The organism is Falsiroseomonas sp. HW251 (genome assembly GCF_050563545.1).
Classification (GTDB): domain Bacteria; phylum Pseudomonadota; class Alphaproteobacteria; order Acetobacterales; family Acetobacteraceae; genus Falsiroseomonas.
This window is the reverse complement of record NZ_JBNXUM010000013.1, coordinates 69,611-85,071: the sequence shown is the minus strand read 5'-3', so window position 1 is coordinate 85,071 and position 15,461 is coordinate 69,611. Positions and strand designations below refer to the sequence as shown.

The window sequence follows — 15,461 nt, the reverse complement described above, 5'->3', positions numbered from 1 at the left end:
GGCGCCGGGCGAGGGTCAAGCCGCGCGCGCGTCACGTCTCCGGCGTGCCGTCCTCGGCGTCGCGCGCGGCGTCGAGAAGGCCGCGCAGCCGCCGCAGCGTGGGCAGGGCGGCGAGCATCTCCGCCTCCTCCAGCCCGGCGGCGAGCGGGGCGACCGCCGCCGTCGCGGCGGCGACGCCCGCCTCGCGCGCCGCGCGCCCGGCCTCTGTCAGGAAGACGAGCTTGCCGCGTCCGTCGCGGGGATGGGGCCCGACCCGCACCAGGCCGCGCGCCTCGAGCTTCTGGATGGTGTTGGTCATGGCGGGCTTCTCGACCTGCACGGCGCGGGCGATGCGCGCCGGGCTGCGCCCGTCGCCCAGCCGGACTAGGTGGTTCAGCACGACGAAATGGCTGGCGCGCAGCCCGTCAGGCAGCACGCGCTCCAGCCGGTGGCGCGCGAGGTGCTCGATGATCGAGATCTCGTTCAACAGGGCGAAGAGCGGCGGATCGCCGCCCTTCCCCATTGGCGTGTCAGACGGCACGGATCCGGGTTTCCACCGGCCACCGTGGCGTCGGCGGCACCGGCGCAGCATAGCCCAGGCGGGCGAGCATCTGCACGGTCGCGCCATCCGGTGCGAGCGCGCCGTGCATCTCGGCATAGGGGCCGGCGACCTCGGGGAATTCCTGCAGCGCCTGGCTGAGGGGATGCACCGAAAGACCCGCCGCCGTTGCGGCCAGGTTCACCCGCAGCCAGTCCCGCCCGGCGGCGAGCTGGTCGGCCCGCCCGCGGCCCGTGGTCAGCCAGACATAGGCGGGCGTCGCGGCCAGCATGGGCGCGTAGCGCTCGATCATGAACCGGTAGCCCGCGCCGCCCGGCAGCATCGACTCCCGCGTGATCTGGCCGGCGGCGACACCCTCCTCGATGCCGGGGCCCCAGACGCTGATGCCGTCGGGGTTCGCGGCGACGCCGGTGCGGCCGAAGCGCATGAGGTTGACGCTCTCGAGATGCGCGGCCTCGGTCGTGGCCTCGATCTGCCAGGATCGCCAGGCGATGTCGCGGATCGTCGCGACCCGATCGGGGTCGGTCGTGCCGCCGAAGCGGACCGGCGCGGCGACCACGCGACCGAGCGCGGCCAGGCTCTCCGCCGCCACGGGGCGGGCGGTGTCGTAGGGCCGCTTGGCGGAGCGGCGGGCGGCCGCCTGGCGGAACAGCGGGTCGGGCGCCGCGCTGCCCGGGGCGCCGAAGCGGAGGATGGCGACCGGGCGGCCATCGAGGCGCGGGCCGGGCTCACCTTCGGGGAAGGGCGAGACGGCGACCGCGCGGCCTTCCTCCGCCGCGGCCAGACGGCAGAGCTCGGCGAAGGCGCCGAGGCCGATGGTGATCTGCCGGTCGAAGGGATCGGTCACCGGCAGGCGCCGGTCGAGGTCGCAGCGCAGCACGACCGTGTCCGGCGCCGCGGCCGGTAACTCGGCGATCCAGGGCTGGCGGTTGTGCGGGTTGGGCGCGAGCACCGCCCAGGAGAGCGCGCGGATGCGCGGGTCGGGATGGGCGGCGGCGCGCGGCGCCTCGGCCCAGGGCGCGAGGGGATCGGGGTCGGCGGCGCGCAGGACGGTGACCCCGCCGAGCGGGACCAGGGCGAGCGCGCCGCTGGCGGCGCGGAGAAGGGAGCGGCGGGGGAGGCTCATCGGTGGGATCCTGTTGTTCGTCTTCGAACTACATACTTTGACATCGAACGATATGCAAGGCCTTTTTCTTCCCTCTCCCCGGCGCGCTAGCCTCGGGCGGCTGGGAGGACCGCATGGCCGATGCGAGCGGCGGATGCCTATGTGGCGCGGTGCGCTTCCGGGTCGGGCTGCCCAGCAACTGGGTGGCGCATTGCCACTGCTCGCTCTGCCGACGGGCGCACGGCGCGGCCTTCGTCACCTGGATGTCGGCGGCCGTGGACAGCCTGACCCTGCAGGAAGGGTCGGAAGCGGCGCTGCGCTGGCATGAATCGAGCCCCGGCGCGGCGCGCGGCTTCTGCCGGGATTGCGGGTCGCCGATGCTGTTCCGGTCCGAGGCCTGGCCGGCCGAGATCCACGTCGCCGCCGCCGCGCTGGACGATGGTCCTGACCGCGCGCCGCAGGTCCATGCATTCTGGGACACGCATGTGGCCTGGGCCAGCGTGGACGGTGATCTGCCGACGCGGACCGAAGCCGAAATCCGCGCCGCGATCGCCCTGCGTCAGGGCTGAGCCAGGAAGGCGCGCGTCTCCTCCACTGCGTCCTTCAGCCCGCAGCGCCGCACGATCACCCCGTCCGGCAGCCCCGCGAGCAGGCGCGAGGGCGCGCGGGCGTCGAGTAGCACGAAGACGCCCTTGTCGTCGGCGCGGCGGATCAGCCGGCCGAAGGCCTGCCGCAGCCGATGCCGCGCGATCGCGTCGTCATGCGCCTTGGGCCGGCCCTCGCTCAGATGCAGCCGCCGTTCGCGGTGCAGGATGGTGGGCCGCGGCCAGGGCACGCGGTCGAAGACCAGCAGCCGCAGCGACCGGCCCGGCACGTCCACGCCGTCGCGCATGGCATCGGTGCCGAGCAGGCAGGAATGCTCCTCCGCCCGGAACACGTCCACCAGCGTGCCGTTGTCCATGGCGTCCACATGCTGCGCGTAGAGCGGGATGCCCGCCTCAGCCAGCGGCTCCGCGATGCGGGCATGCACTTCGCGCAGGCGGCGCACCGCGGTGAAGAGGCCGAGGCCCCCGCCGCCCGCGGCGAGGAACAGCGCGCGATAGGCGGCCGCGATCTGGCCGAATTCCTCGCGCGCGACGTCGGTGACGACCAGCGCCCGGGTGCGCGCGCCGTAGTCGAAGGGCGAGGGCACCGCCGCGCGGATCACCGGCGCGGCGAGATGCGGCACGCCGGTGCGCGCCTCGGCCTCGCGCCAGGCATTGTCGGGATCGTCCGCGTCGTCGCCGGTGTCGCGCAGCGTCGCCGAGGTGATCAGCACGCCATGCGCGGGTGCGGCGACCGTCGTCGCGAAGGGCTGGGTGGGGTCGAGGTGATGGCGGAACATGCCGGCGTCCACTTCCCGCCCCTCGCGCCGTTCCAAGGCGAACCAGTCCACCATGTCGGGCCGCGTGCCCGGTGCGCGCGGGGGATCGGCGAGCGACTTCAGCATCGCGCCCCAGGCCGTCAGCGGCATCAGCCCGCGCCGCTCGATCCCACGCACCGCGGCCTCGATGCGGATGCGGTCGCCGACCTCGAGATCCTCCGCCTCGTCCTCAAGCCGGGCGCTGAGCCGGTCGCGCAGGACGATCAGCGGCGCGTGCAGCCGCGCGAAAGCCTCCGACAGCTTCCGTGCGGCTACCGGCACCTCGGGGTTCAGCGGGTGGACGTCGCATTCCGCGCCGTAGCCGGCATCGCTCTCCCTGATGCGGGCGAGCACCTGACGGCGGACGGCGTGCAGGAATTCCTCCGTGCCGCCGCGCGGGTCGTTCTCCGCCAAGCGCGAGGGCCAGCCCGGGCCGGGCAGGGCGCGCGCGGCCTGCAGCACTTCCTCGAGCGGCATGAGCAGGTCGGGCCGGTCGCCGATCAGCTCCTCCATCCGCCGCGCAAGCCCCCGCGCGCGGGACCGCCCGCCTTCGGCGCCGAGCAGCCAGCGCCGCAGCTCCGCGGTCTCGCCGCCCGTGAGGTCGGCACTGAACGCCGCGTCCGCCGCGTCGAAGAGGTGATGGCCCTCGTCGAAGACGATGCGCAGCGGCTTGCCGTCCTCGCCGCCGCCGAGCGCGGCCTGGATCATCACCAGGGCGTGGTTGGCGACGACGAGCGTGGCGGATTTCGCGCGGCGGATCGAATGCTCGACGAAGCACTGCCTGTAGTGGCCGCAGGCGGAATGGACGCATTCGCCGCGCCTGTCCGCCAGCGGCCAGACCGCGTGGTGGCCGAAGAGCTCGCTCAGCCAGCCCGGGAAGTCGCCGCCCATGAGGTCGCCGTCGCGCGTGAACAGCGCCCAGCGCGACACGAGCGCCAGCGGTAGCAGCATCCCCGCCATCTGCGCCGCGCCCGTCTGCTCCTCGAGGTTCAGGAGACAGAGGTAGTTCTCGCGTCCCTTGCGGACGACGACGCGGCGGCGCCGGTCGGCGGGATCGGGGTAGAGGCGCGCGGTCTCCTGGTCGATCTGGCGCTGCAGGTTGCGGGTGAAGGTGGAGATCCAGACCGGCGCGCCGTTGCGCTCCGCCCAGAGCGAGGCGGGCGCGACATAGCCGAGCGTCTTGCCGGTGCCGGTGCCGGCTTCCGCCAGCACCAGGTTCGGCAGGCCGCGCGCCTCCCGCGCCTGGAAGGCGCCGGCGACGGCGGAGGCGTAGTCGGATTGCTGCGGGCGCTGCTCCGCATCCTCGCCGAGGATCTCGGCGAGCCGCTGGCGCGCCTCGGTGGGCGTGATGGGCTGGTGGGCCGGTGGCGGGGGGGGGGCCTCGTCCTCCCATTCCGGCAGTCGGCGCCACACCTTGAGCGCGTCGAGGCTCGGCCGCGCATCGGCCTGGCCGAGGGCGGCGAGGACGCTGTCCGCCCAGGGCCAATGGATCTCGGCGCCGAGCTTGGCCGCGAGCTGCCCGGCGTCGCGGTTCAACGGGTTGTTCCGGGTGCCGGCGAGGTGCCGCAGCAGGTCGGTCGCGAGCTCCGGCAACAGCGCGGCCGCGGCCTCGTCGTCTGCCGGCGGCTCGCGATCGAGCGCGATGGCCAGCCCGCGCGGCGTCGGCGCCGCGGGCTGGCCGGGCCGGCAGAAGGCCAGCAATTCCAGCAGGTCGCAGGCGGGCATGGGTGGCAGCCCGAGCCGTTTCCAGGTCGCGGGCGCATGGACCAGCAGGGGCGGCGGGCCCTGGCGCAGGCGCCGCCCGATCTCGCCGGCCGGGAGGGTGAGCAGTTCGCCATCGGCGGTCAGCAGCGCCCCACGCCCGAACCCCGCGACCAGCGCCGGCGCCTCGGGCAGCAGCAGGCGGGGCTGGCGGGTGGGGGCCGCGGCGCGGGGCTGGGTCACGGAGGCAATCTGGCCCGGCTGGTCACGCGAACAAAGAGGGAAACGGTCGCGCCGGCGTTCCGAAGTGGCGGTGCCGAACCCGTGACCTGAATCGTTCAACCGATCGGTTGACTGTCGCGGCTCGATTCCGTATTCTCAACCGCATGGTTGAACATCAGCCCGATCGCCTGGACGCCGTCTTCCACGCCCTTGGCGACGCCACGCGCCGCCGGATGCTGCGCGACCTCGCGCAGGGCGAGCGGAGCGTCGGCCAGCTCGCCAGCCCCTTCGCGATCTCGCTCGCTGCCGCCTCGAAGCACATCAAGGCCCTGGAGCGCGCGGGCCTGGTCCGCCGGGAAGTGCAGGGCCGGACGCATCTCTGCCGGCTCGAGCCCGCGTCGCTCGCCGCCGCCCACCAATGGCTCCGCTACTACGAGCGCTTCTGGACCGACCGCCTGGATGCGCTCGAACGCCTCCTCCGTGAGGAGGACGCCCGCCAACCCCCAACCCGCGAAGGAGACGACCGATGACCGAGACGGTGATGCTGGACGCCTATGGCACGTTGACCGAGCCGACGACGCTGACGATCCAGCGCCATCTGCCAGGCCCGATCGAACGGGTCTGGGCTTACCTCACGGATGAGGATCTGCGCCGGAAGTGGTTCGCTGCCGGTGCGATGGAGCTGAAGGCCGGCGCGCCCTTCGAATTCGTGTGGCGCAACGACGAGCTGACCGATCCGCCGGGCAAGCGACCGGAGGGATCCAGTCCGGAACACCGGATGACCTGCCATATCATCGAGGTCGATCCGCCGCGCCGCCTCGCCTTCACCTTCGGCCAGGCCGGAGAGGTCGCGATCGACCTTGAGCCGGTGCGCGACCGGGTGCTTCTCACCCTGGTGCATCGCCGCCTGCCCGACCGCGGCACCATCCTCAAGGTCAGCCCGGGCTGGCATGGCCACCTCGACGTGCTGGCGGCACGGCTGGCGGGCGAGCAGCCCGCGCCCTTCTGGGACAACGTCGCGCGTCTGCGGAAGGAATACGAGGCGCGGCTGCCGGGCTGACGCAGACCAGCCGCTCCGCCCGGTCCCGCCGGGCGGAGCGCGCCGGGACTACGCCGCCGCCTTCGCCTTCAGCGCCGGCACCAGCTCCGCGATCTGAACCGCGTTCAGCGCGGCGCCCTTCAGCAGCTGGTCGCCGCAGACGAAGAGGTCGAGGCCGTGGTCGCCGAAGACCAGGTTCTGGCGGATGCGGCCGACCTCGCAATCGTCCTGGCCCGTCGCCGTCAGCGGCATCGGGTAGGCCTTGTTGGCGACGTCGTCGACCACCTTCACGCCCGGCGCCTTGCGCAGCACCTCGCGCGCCGCTTCCGGCGTGACGGGCTTCTCGGTCTCGATCGTGATCGCCTCGGCATGCACCCGCATGGTCGGGATGCGCACCGCGGTGCAGGACACCGGCAAGTCGGGCACGCCCATGATCTTCCGCGTCTCCCAGACCACCTTCATCTCCTCCTTCGTATAGCCGTTGGGCTGGAAGGCATCGATGTGGGGGATGACGTTGAAGGCGATGGGGTGGGCGAAGACGTCGTTCTGCGCCTTTTCGCCCTCGACCAGCACGCGCCGCGTCTCGCGCTCGAGCTCGGCCATGCCCTCGGCGCCGGCGCCGGAGGTCGCCTGGTAGGTCGAGACGATCACGCGCCTGATCCCGAAGGCGCGGTGCAGCGGCGCGAGCGCCACCACCGCGATCGCCGTCGTGCAATTCGGGTTTGCGATGAGACGCGCATTGCCCACCGCGTCCGCATTCACCTCCGGCACCACCAGCGGAACGTCGTCGTCCAGCCGGAAGGCCGAGGAGTTGTCCACCACCGTGACGCCGGCGGCGACCAGCGCCGGGGCGTGCTGCTTGGCGAAATCGCCGGACACGGCAAGCAGAGCAAGATCCAGGTCCTTCGCCTTGTCGGGCGTGAACTCCTCGATCGTGATCTCGCCGAAGGGCGTCTTCACGCGCGTGCCAGCGCTGCGGCCCGAGGCGAAGAGGCGGAGTTTCGTCACGGGGAAGCGACGCTTGCCCAGGACCTCCACCAGCTCCTTGCCTACGGCACCGGTTGCGCCGATCACGCCGACACGCATCGTCAGGCTGCTCCTCTGACCCAGGAAGGGGCCGCACGCATAGCGCGGAAACCCAGGCGGGACCAAGCCTTTGAGCCAAGCGCGCGCAACGATCCTGACCCGCCCCAGGGTCGCTTGGCGCGCCGCCGGGGTCGCCTGCCCCGGCTTCGCTGCCTATAACGCCGGGACCTGCCGAACGAGGACCGCGCCTTCCCCATGTCCGACACCGCCGACTATGCCGCCGTTCGGGCCTGGCCCTTCGAGGAGGCCCGCAAGGTCGCCGCCCGGGTCGCCGCCTCCGGCAAGGGCTCGGCGCTGTTCGAGACGGGCTACGGCCCCTCCGGCCTGCCGCATATCGGAACCTTCGGCGAGGTCGCGCGCACCACCTGGGTGCGCAACGCCTTCACCCGGCTGACCGGCCTGCCCTCGCGCCTCGTCGCCTTCAGCGACGACATGGACGGCCTGCGCAAGGTCCCGGACAACGTGCCGAACAAGGAGATGCTGGCCAGCCATCTCGGCAAGCCCGTCACGGCGATCCCCGATCCCTTCGGCACGCATGAAAGCTTCGGCCACCACAACAACGCCCGGCTGCGCGCCTTCCTCGACCAGTTCGGCTTCGAGTACGAATTCGCCTCGTCCTCCGACTACTACAGGTCGGGCCGCTTCGACGCCGCGCTGATCCGCATGGCGGAGCGGCACGAGGAGGTCCGCCAGGTCATCCTGCCGACCCTCGGCCCCGATCGCCGCGCGACCTACTCGCCCTTCCTGCCGATCCACCCCAGGACCGGAGTCGTCATGCAGGTCCCGATGGAGGAAGTGCACCCCGACCGCGACGAGCTTGTCTGGACCGACCCCGCGACCGGCGAGCGCTTCGCGACCCGCATCACGGGCGGCCATTGCAAGGCGCAGTGGAAGGCGGACTGGGCGCTGCGCTGGCATGCTCTCGGCGTGGATTACGAGATGTCGGGCAAGGACCTGATCGACAGCGTGCGCCTGTCCGGCCAGATCTGCCGCGTGCTCGGCAGCGAGCCGCCGGTCGGCTTCACCTACGAGCTCTTCCTCGATGAGGAAGGCACGAAGATCAGCAAGTCCAAGGGCAACGGCCTGTCCATCGAGGAATGGCTGCACTACGCGCCGCCGGAATCGCTGGCGCAGTTCATGTACAACCAGCCGCAGCGCGCCAAGCGGCTCTTCTTCGACGTGATCCCGCGCGCGGTGGATGAATACGTCCAGAACCTCGACCGCCTGCGCACGGCGCCGAGCCCTGACAACCCCGCCTGGCACATCCAGAACGGGCCTACCAACGACCCGGGCTCGCCGATCTCCTTCACGATGCTGCTGAACCTCGCCAGCGTCATCAACGCCGACAACCCCGAGATGCTCTGGGGCTTTCTCCAGCGCTACGCGCCCGGCGTAACGCCGGAGAGCCACCCTCTGGTCGCCCGCCTGGTGGAGCGCGCCGTCGCCTATTACCGGGACCGCGTGGTGCCGGAGAAGCGGCACCGCCCCGCGACACCGGCCGAGGCCGAGGCGATGCGCGCGCTGGCTGCCATGCTGCGCGACCGGATCGAGGACCTGGAACGCCTGCCTCCGGACGAGCGCGCCAAGGCGATCCAGGACCTGGTCTACGACGCCGGCCGCCGCGAGCCGTTCCTGGAACCCGCGAAGGATGGCGGCCGCCCCGGCGTGTCGCGTGCCTGGTTCAACGCGCTGTATCAGGTGCTGCTCGGCCAGCCCGAGGGCCCGCGCTTCGGCGGCTTCGTCGCGCTGTACGGCATCGCGGGGACCATCGGCCTGATCGAGACCGCGCTCGCGCGGGATCCCGCCGCGGCATGAACGGGCTGTTCGAAAAGCCCGCTCCACCCACACGGGGGAGAGGGTTGGGTAAGGGGGGCGTGCCGGGCACGGAACTCGCGCACGGTCCTGCGCGTCCCCCTCACCCAACCCTAGCCTGCGCGTTGTCGGCTGAAGCCGAACGCTCCGGCGCCGACGCCGTGCGTCGCCCCCCCATAAGCGGGGGAGAGGGCGTTTCCAGCGGCAACCGCCAGCCCGCGGCCCGCGCCGCATGAAGGCCCTCCTCCCCGTCCTCAAGAAGCACGGCATGACGGTCTTCGGGCTCGTCCTGCTCGCGGCCGCGATCTACGTCGTGCAGAAGGAGTTCCGGACGCTGTCCGTCGGCGACGTCCGCCGCGCGCTGGAAGCGATCCCGCACGCGACGCTCTGGCTCGCCATCGGCTGGACGCTGCTCGCCTACGCCGTGCTGACGATCTACGACCGGTTGGGCAGCGTCTATGCCGGCTATCCCGTCAGCTATGCCCGCACATCGCTCGCCTCGTTCTGCGCCTACACGCTGGCGCACAACCTCGGCTTCGCCGCGGTGTCGGGCGCCGCCGTGCGCTACCGCTTCTACGCGGCCTGGGGGTTGCCGCCGCTGGCCATTGCCAAGGTCGTGGCCTTCACCAGCCTGACCTTCGGCCTCGGCGCGATGGTGCTCGGCGGCATCGTGCTGGTGATCGAGCCCGAGGTCGTGCCCGGCCTCGGCGACCATGTCCCGCACATCGTCATGCAGGTGCTGGGCGTCATCTGCTGGATCGTCGTGCTGGCCTATGTGACGATGTCGCGCATCCGCAGCCACGTGGTGATCCTCGGCCACCACATCGACCTGCCGGGCTTCCGCATGGCGGTGGCGCAGGTTCTGCTCGCGACCGTGGACGTCGCGGTGACCGCGATGATCTTCTACGTGCTGCTGCCGAAGGCGGATGGCCTGACCTTCCTGCATTTCCTCGGCATCTACATCGCGGCCTACATCGCCGGGATCGCGGCGAGCCTGCCGGGCGGCATCGGCGTCTTCGACACCGCCATCCTGATCGGCCTCGCCCCCTGGCTCGGGCCGGCGGAAGTCATCGGCGCGCTGCTGGTCTTCCGGCTCTACTACTACATCGTGCCGCTCTTCATCGCCGGCGGGATGTTCGCGGCGTTCGAGGTCGCGCAGCGCCGCGACGCACTGGCCCGCTGGAGCGCCGAGCAGCGCGTTGCCGGCGCGCTCGAGGTGCCGGCGATCGCGAGCCTGGTGGGGCTGGCGGGCACGGTGCTGGTCTTCATCGGCGCGCTGCCGGCGCGCGGCAACCCGATGGTGGAATGGGCAGGGCCCGAAGCCGCGGTCGGGTCCCATTTCGCGGCCTCCGTCGTGGGGTCGCTGCTGCTGGTGATGGCCTATGGGCTGCTGCGGCGGCTGACGATCGCCTGGGGCTTCGGCATCCTGCTGCTGCTGAACGGCATCGTGATCTGCATCCTGCGCCAGGAATCGGTCTGGCTGATCGGCGCCTTCGGCGTGGTCGCCGCGCTGCTGGCCGCGATGCGCAGCGCCTTCTACCGCGACGCCCGCCTGATCCGGGAGCCGCTGGCCACCGCGTCGCTCGTGCCGCTGGTCGTCGTCGCGCTCTGCGCCGTGCTGCTGGCGAGCGTGTCCTATGGCGGGCGCGTCGCCGACGAGAGCTGGCTGCATGTCGTCTTCTCGCCGCTCGCGCCGGACAGCCTGCGCTTCACCGTCGGCATCGCCGGCGTGCTGCTGCTGGTCGCCATGGCCCGCCTGCTGCGGCCGGTGAAGCTGCGCCCCGCGCCGTGGAACGAGGAGACCCGCGCAAGGCTGCGCGCGCTCGGCGCCCGCCCGCCCGATGCCGCGGACGGCGCGGTCTTCGGCGAGGCCGGGCGCGCCGGCTTCGCCTTCCTCCATCGCGACGGCATCTGGATGGCCTTGGGCGATCCCGTGGGCGAGGAGCGCGACCGCATCTCCGCGATCTGGCGCTTCCGCGACATGTGCGAGCGCGCCGGCGTGGACGCGGCGTTCTGGCGCGTCACGCCCGCGCTGCTGCGCTTCTACGGCGACATCGGCCTGACCGCCTTCCCGCTGGCGGCGCCCGCGCCGGGCGAGCCGCAGCGCTACCTGGCGTGCCGGGCGGAGAAGGATCTGGAGAAGCTGCTGGCCCTGCTGCCCGCGGCCGAGCCGATGGCGCGGGCGGCGCGCTGAGGGCCTCTCAGCCAAGCGCGCGGAGAGCGCGCCCGGCGCCTGAAGGCATGATCACTGACTGGCCCAGACGATCCGATGCATGAACTGCAGCTCGTCCAGCCCGAAGGTGTAGCCGGGATGCGCAGGGTTCAGGCTCGCGAGTTCCACCCGGCGCGCGCTCTGCCGCAGCAGCTCCTTCGCCATCACCTCGCCCTTGCGCGTGCGCACCACCACGCGGTCGCCCCGGCGGACCGGTGCGCCGGGGCTCACGATCACCACGTCGCCGTCGCGGAAGACCGGCTCCATCGAATCGCCGCTGATCTCGAGCGCGTACGCATTGGGGTCCGGCACGTCGGGGACCGAGATCTCGTCCCAGCCGCCGCCCACGGGATAGCCGCCATCGTCGAAGAAGCCCTCCGACCCCGCCTGCGCCAGGCCGATCAGCGGGATGCGGCGCCCCGGCATGGCCCGCCCCCGCGGCAGCGCCGGGGCTCCGGTGACGAGCGAGGCGAAGCCCTCGATCCCCGTACCCGTGGCCTGCAGCACCTTGGCGACGCTCTCGGTCGAGGGCCAGCGCGCCCGCCCATCCGGCCCTGTGCGCTTCGAGGGGTTGAAAGCCGTGGGATCCAGCCCCGCCTTGCGGGCCAGGCCGCTGGCGGACAGGCCATGCTCGGCCGCCAGCGCGTCGATCGCCCGCCACACATCCTCGTGCCGCATCATGGAAGCAGGTCCCCGTTTCCGACTCGAACCGAGCCGGTGCGAATCGCTGGGCATCACATCCTAGGTTTCGAGTCGCTTGGCAATAGGAACTTCTGCCTTGCAACCGGAGGTGGAAAGCGATAGCGTCCATCCGTTCCTGATTTGTTCGGGTAAGAGGAGGGAGCCCCCCATGCCCATCGCCCCCGGCCGCAGCGCCGTCCTGGCCAGCCTGTCCAAGGCCGAGCCCTTCGCCAGCGCCGACGAAGCCTGGTTCTGGACCATGGCGGCACTGATCGCCCGCCGCGACGGCGCCCGCCTGTCCGCCGCCCGCGGCAGCGTCATCCGCCCCTGCGAGCCCGACGACGTCGTGAAGTGCCTCGACCGGCTGTACCGGCAGCGCCGGATAGACCTCCAGCATGCGCGCATCATGCGGCTCTGGGGGGAACGCGGCACCGCCCCCAACGCGCGCTTCGCGTCGGAGCGCGGCGATCTCCGCCTGTGGCGCGAGGCGATGGAGCGGCTCGAATTCCCGCTGCGCCAGAAAGGCATCGTGTGCGGCCCGCGCGGCCTGTCGGCCGAGGCGCTGCCCAACGGCGCGCAGGTCATCCCCTTCCCCACGGCGCGCCCGTGAACCGCGTCAGCCATCGCCGCGCGGAGGCCGCGGCTGGCCAGCAGGTCTGGATCGCCTTCGGCGGCGAGGCCGACCAGCCCTGGCTGCGCCTGCTCCGCCGCGGCTTCCGCCATTGCTTCGCCGCCATCCTGGACGAGAGCGGCTGGACCGTGCTGGAGCCGCTGTCGGGCCGCCTGATGGTCGCGCGCCTGCCGGTCCCGGCCGCCTTCGACCTGCCCGGCTTCTACCGCCGCGCCGGCCTTGCCGTGCTCGGGCCCTTCGAGCCTGCAGCCGCGCGCGGTGCCTCCGCCCCCACCCTGATGCCCTTCACCTGCGTCGGGCTCTGCCGCGCGCTGCTCGGGCCCGGCGCGCCCTTCGCGCTGACGCCCTTTCAGCTTTTTCATGCGCTGGGTGGCGAATCTAGGAAAAAAATCTTGACGCGGCTTGGCGAAGCAGGCTAACACGGCTCTGCCACGGGGCGAATTGCGTCCCGCGGCGTTCCTCCTCCCCGGTTCCCGACTTCGAAGGCCCGTCCGCCCCCCGGACGGGCCTTCGCCTTTTCGGGACCCCTTTCCGCAGAAGGACCCGCGCATGGGTGGCATGTTCCGCGCACCGAAGCCGGTCGAGGTCGCCCCGCCCGCGCCCCCGGTCCAGGCCGTGACCGTCGCCGAGACCGCCGCGCAGGCCGACCAGGCCGCCGCCGACGCGGCGCGCGAGGCCCGGATCAAGGCGGTCGAGCGCGCCCGACGCGGCCTCGCCGGCACCGTCGCGACCTCCGATCGCGGCGTGCTCTCGTCCCTGCCGGCCTTCGCCGCGCGCAAGACGCTGCTCGGGGAGTGACCGGCATGGAAGCGGAGGAATTGCTGGCGCGGCACGACGCCGCGCTGGCGCGCCGCCGCCCGCTCGAGGCGGGCTGGCAGGATTGCTACGACCACGCTCTGCCCGCGCCGGGCGCGGCGCCGCTGTTCGACGCGACCGCGGCCGACGCCGCCGAACAGCTCGCGGCCTCGCTGCTCGCGGAGCTCGCGCCGCCCTGGTCGCGCTGGTTCGACCTCGCCCCGGTGCGGGAGAACGCCGACCCCGCCATCGCGCGCAGCCTGTCCGCGGTCGCCGAGACCCTGCAGGGCCATCTCGACCGGTCCAACTTCGCGCTGGAGCTCCACCAGGCCTTCCTCGATCTCGTGGTCGCCGGCACCGGCCTGGTCAGCATCGAGGAAGCGCCGCCCGGCGAGCCTTCCGCCTTGAGATTTCGCGCCGTGCCGCTGCGCGACGCCGTGCTGGCGGAAGGGCCGGGCGGACGGCTCGACACGGTCTTCCGCGCGCTGTCGCTGACGGCCGCCGAGATCCGCGCGCGCTGGCCCGGTGCCGCGCTGCCGCGGCGCCGCGACGAGGACGCCGAGGCGAAGCTGCGCGTGGTGGAGGCCGCCTGGCCCGATCCCCGCGCCGGCCACCGCTTCGCCGCGGTGCTCGCGCCCGACGACGGCGCGCCGGTGCTGCTGGCGCAGGGCGCCTTCGCGGAGAACCCCTTCGTCGCCTTCCGCTGGCTGAAGCTGCCGGGCGAGACCTATGGCCGCGGCCCCGTCGCCAAGGCCCTGCCGGACATCCGCACCGCCAACAAGGTGGTGGAGCTGATCCTGAAGAACGCGTCCATCGCGGCGACGGGCATCTGGCTCGCCGACGACGACGGCGTGCTGAACCCCTCGACCATCCGCCTGGTCCCGGGCGCGATCATTCCCAAGGCCGCGGGATCGGCGGGGCTCACGCCGCTCGCCGCGCCCGGCAATTTCGACGTCTCCCAGATCGTGCTGCAGGACCTGCGGACGCGGATCCGGAGCGCGCTGCTGGCGGACCGCATCGCGGCCGACGAGAAGACGCCGATGACGGCGACCGAGGTGCTGGAACGCTCGACCACCGCCGCAAGGCTGCTGGGCGCCACCTATGGCCGCCTGCAGGCGGAGCTGCTGACGCCGCTCATCGCGCGCTGCCTGGCCGTGCTGCGCCGGCGCGGCGAGGTGCCGCCCGTGCTGGTGGACGGACGGGAGGTGCGGCTGGTCTACGCCTCGCCGCTCGCGCGCGTGCAGGCCCGTGCCGACGCCGCCTCGACGCTGCTCTTCCTGCAGGCCGCCGCGTCGCTCGGCGGGGAGGCTGCGGCGACGGTCGATCCCGCCGCCGCGACGCGCTGGGTTGCCCGCACGCTCGGCGCGGCACCGGAGATCCTGCGGCCGGAAGATCCGGCCGCCGCCGAAACCCCGAACCAGGAGTGATCGCATCATGGCCGAGGATCTGCTCGCCCCGCCGACTGCGGATCAGAACGAACTGCCGCAGACCGGCGATATCCCGGAAAAATTCCGGGATTCAGCTACCGGCGCGCTGCGCGTGGACCTGCTGCTGAAATCCTACCGCGAGCTCGAGCGCATGCTGTCCCGGCGCGCCGCACCGGGGCCCGAGGCGAGCCCGGAGGAGATCGCGCGCTGGCGCAGGATCCTCGGCGTGCCCGACAGCCCCGAGGGCTACGAGATCAACCCACCCTGCGAGCTCTGCGGCCCCGACGCCGAGGTCAACGCGAAGCTGCACGAGGCCGGCTTCACCGCGCCGCAGGCGCAGCTGGTCTACGACCTCGCGGCGCAGCGGCTGCTGCCGCTGATCGCCGAGGCCGCCGCCGAGTTCGAGGCTGGCAAGCAGCGCGAGAAGCTGCATGCCGAGTTCGGCGGCGAGGACCGCTTCCGCCAGGTCGCGCCGCAGATCACCGCCTGGGGTCGCGCCAACCTGCCCGACGCGGTCTTCGCCGCGCTGTCCACGACGGCCGAGGGCGTGATCGCGCTGCATCGCATGATGGCCGGCAAGGAGCCGCCGCTGTCCCGCGACGCCGCCGCCGACGCCGCGCCGAGCGAGGCGGAACTGCGCAAGATGATGCGCGACCCCCGCTACTGGCGGACGCGCGACCCCGCCTTCGTCCAGCGCGTGACGGAGGGCTTCCGGCGGCTGGTCGGAAGTCAGGGAGGGTAACGACAGCCCCCTCCCCACCCCTTCCCCGCAACAGCGGGGGAAGGGGCTAGCAGCGCGTCCCACTTAGC

15 protein-coding genes are annotated in these 15,461 nt (G+C 72.6%); 10 read left to right on the top strand and 5 right to left on the bottom strand.

What is annotated here, in order from left to right; genetic code table 11:
• Positions 1 to 31: 31 nt before the first annotated feature.
• Complete coding sequence (locus ACLF3M_RS16960; RefSeq protein ID WP_430658138.1) at positions 32 to 520, bottom strand: MarR family winged helix-turn-helix transcriptional regulator; 489 nt, start codon at positions 518 to 520, stop codon at positions 32 to 34.
• Positions 510 to 1,664 (bottom strand): Acg family FMN-binding oxidoreductase, encoded by a 1,155-nt coding sequence (locus ACLF3M_RS16955; protein WP_430658137.1) that lies wholly within the window; start codon positions 1,662 to 1,664, stop codon positions 510 to 512. The genes ACLF3M_RS16960 and ACLF3M_RS16955 overlap by 11 nt, the downstream gene beginning before the upstream one ends.
• A 113-nt stretch (positions 1,665 to 1,777) precedes the next feature.
• Between ACLF3M_RS16955 and ACLF3M_RS16950 the strand changes: the two genes are divergently transcribed.
• Positions 1,778 to 2,212: a GFA family protein gene (locus ACLF3M_RS16950; RefSeq protein ID WP_430658136.1), complete on the top strand. Its 435-nt coding sequence runs from the start codon at positions 1,778 to 1,780 to the stop codon at positions 2,210 to 2,212.
• On the opposite strand, the gene ACLF3M_RS16945 is transcribed toward ACLF3M_RS16950, so the two are convergent.
• Positions 2,203 to 4,989 (bottom strand): ATP-dependent DNA helicase, encoded by a 2,787-nt coding sequence (locus ACLF3M_RS16945; protein WP_430658135.1) that lies wholly within the window; start codon positions 4,987 to 4,989, stop codon positions 2,203 to 2,205. The two genes, ACLF3M_RS16950 and ACLF3M_RS16945, sit on opposite strands and share 10 nt — an antisense overlap.
• A 143-nt stretch (positions 4,990 to 5,132) precedes the next feature.
• On the opposite strand from ACLF3M_RS16945, the gene ACLF3M_RS16940 reads away from it, so the two are divergent.
• On the top strand, positions 5,133 to 5,498 hold the full coding sequence (locus tag ACLF3M_RS16940) for an ArsR/SmtB family transcription factor (protein WP_430658134.1): 366 nt from the start codon (positions 5,133 to 5,135) through the stop codon (positions 5,496 to 5,498).
• Positions 5,495 to 6,028, top strand: coding sequence for an SRPBCC family protein (locus tag ACLF3M_RS16935; RefSeq protein ID WP_430658133.1), 534 nt, complete (start codon positions 5,495 to 5,497; stop codon positions 6,026 to 6,028). Before ACLF3M_RS16940 ends, ACLF3M_RS16935 begins: the two co-directional genes overlap by 4 nt.
• A gap of 48 nt (positions 6,029 to 6,076) precedes the next feature.
• Here ACLF3M_RS16935 and ACLF3M_RS16930 read toward each other — a convergent pair whose 3' ends face one another.
• Entirely contained in the window at positions 6,077 to 7,093 is a 1,017-nt protein-coding gene (locus ACLF3M_RS16930) for an aspartate-semialdehyde dehydrogenase (protein WP_430658132.1), read from the bottom strand.
• A gap of 195 nt (positions 7,094 to 7,288) precedes the next feature.
• Between ACLF3M_RS16930 and ACLF3M_RS16925 the strand changes: the two genes are divergently transcribed.
• Both ACLF3M_RS16925 and ACLF3M_RS16920 read left to right on the top strand, forming a co-directional pair.
• A complete protein-coding gene (locus tag ACLF3M_RS16925) occupies positions 7,289 to 8,908 on the top strand; it encodes a lysine--tRNA ligase (RefSeq protein ID WP_430658131.1) in 1,620 nt (539 codons plus the stop codon).
• Between the two features lie 229 nt (positions 8,909 to 9,137).
• Positions 9,138 to 11,099 carry a lysylphosphatidylglycerol synthase domain-containing protein gene (locus ACLF3M_RS16920; RefSeq protein WP_430658130.1) on the top strand — a complete coding sequence of 654 codons (1,962 nt, stop codon included), beginning with the start codon at positions 9,138 to 9,140 and terminating at the stop codon, positions 11,097 to 11,099.
• A gap of 51 nt (positions 11,100 to 11,150) precedes the next feature.
• Here the strand turns inward: ACLF3M_RS16920 and ACLF3M_RS16915 are convergent, their stop codons facing one another.
• Entirely contained in the window at positions 11,151 to 11,795 is a 645-nt protein-coding gene (locus tag ACLF3M_RS16915) for a S24 family peptidase (RefSeq protein WP_430658243.1), read from the bottom strand.
• A 172-nt stretch (positions 11,796 to 11,967) separates the two neighbouring features.
• Between ACLF3M_RS16915 and ACLF3M_RS16910 the strand changes: the two genes are divergently transcribed.
• The 5 genes from ACLF3M_RS16910 to ACLF3M_RS16890 all read left to right on the top strand — a co-directional run bounded on the left by ACLF3M_RS16910 (position 11,968) and on the right by ACLF3M_RS16890 (position 15,393).
• On the top strand, positions 11,968 to 12,408 hold the full coding sequence (locus ACLF3M_RS16910) for a hypothetical protein (protein ID WP_430658129.1): 441 nt from the start codon (positions 11,968 to 11,970) through the stop codon (positions 12,406 to 12,408).
• Positions 12,405 to 12,848 (top strand): hypothetical protein, encoded by a 444-nt coding sequence (locus ACLF3M_RS16905; protein WP_430658128.1) that lies wholly within the window; start codon positions 12,405 to 12,407, stop codon positions 12,846 to 12,848. Before ACLF3M_RS16910 ends, ACLF3M_RS16905 begins: the two co-directional genes overlap by 4 nt.
• Before the next feature lie 130 nt (positions 12,849 to 12,978).
• Positions 12,979 to 13,227, top strand: a complete 249-nt coding sequence (locus ACLF3M_RS16900) for a hypothetical protein (protein WP_430658127.1) — start codon at positions 12,979 to 12,981, stop codon at positions 13,225 to 13,227.
• 5 nt (positions 13,228 to 13,232) lie between these two features.
• The gene (locus ACLF3M_RS16895) at positions 13,233 to 14,651 is read left to right on the top strand and encodes a portal protein (protein ID WP_430658126.1); all 1,419 of its coding nucleotides are present in this window, start codon (positions 13,233 to 13,235) and stop codon (positions 14,649 to 14,651) included.
• Between the two features lie 7 nt (positions 14,652 to 14,658).
• Positions 14,659 to 15,393 carry a capsid assembly protein gene (locus ACLF3M_RS16890; RefSeq protein ID WP_430658125.1) on the top strand — a complete coding sequence of 245 codons (735 nt, stop codon included), beginning with the start codon at positions 14,659 to 14,661 and terminating at the stop codon, positions 15,391 to 15,393.
• Positions 15,394 to 15,461 lie beyond the last annotated feature (68 nt).

Bases quoted from the DNA above. Each gene is read 5' to 3' on its own strand.
- ACLF3M_RS16955 (WP_430658137.1), bottom strand. From the start codon at position 1,664: ATGAGCCTCCCCCGCCGCTCCCTTCTCCGCGCCGCCAGCGGCGCGCTC.
- ACLF3M_RS16950 (WP_430658136.1), top strand. From the start codon at position 1,778: ATGGCCGATGCGAGCGGCGGATGCCTATGTGGCGCGGTGCGCTTCCGG.
- ACLF3M_RS16940 (WP_430658134.1), top strand. From the start codon at position 5,133: ATGGTTGAACATCAGCCCGATCGCCTGGACGCCGTCTTCCACGCCCTT.
- ACLF3M_RS16935 (WP_430658133.1), top strand. From the start codon at position 5,495: ATGACCGAGACGGTGATGCTGGACGCCTATGGCACGTTGACCGAGCCG.
- ACLF3M_RS16930 (WP_430658132.1), bottom strand. From the start codon at position 7,093: ATGCGTGTCGGCGTGATCGGCGCAACCGGTGCCGTAGGCAAGGAGCTG.
- ACLF3M_RS16925 (WP_430658131.1), top strand. From the start codon at position 7,289: ATGTCCGACACCGCCGACTATGCCGCCGTTCGGGCCTGGCCCTTCGAG.
- ACLF3M_RS16920 (WP_430658130.1), top strand. From the start codon at position 9,138: ATGAAGGCCCTCCTCCCCGTCCTCAAGAAGCACGGCATGACGGTCTTC.
- ACLF3M_RS16915 (WP_430658243.1), bottom strand. From the start codon at position 11,795: ATGCGGCACGAGGATGTGTGGCGGGCGATCGACGCGCTGGCGGCCGAG.
- ACLF3M_RS16910 (WP_430658129.1), top strand. From the start codon at position 11,968: ATGCCCATCGCCCCCGGCCGCAGCGCCGTCCTGGCCAGCCTGTCCAAG.
- ACLF3M_RS16900 (WP_430658127.1), top strand. From the start codon at position 12,979: ATGGGTGGCATGTTCCGCGCACCGAAGCCGGTCGAGGTCGCCCCGCCC.
- ACLF3M_RS16895 (WP_430658126.1), top strand. From the start codon at position 13,233: ATGGAAGCGGAGGAATTGCTGGCGCGGCACGACGCCGCGCTGGCGCGC.
- ACLF3M_RS16890 (WP_430658125.1), top strand. From the start codon at position 14,659: ATGGCCGAGGATCTGCTCGCCCCGCCGACTGCGGATCAGAACGAACTG.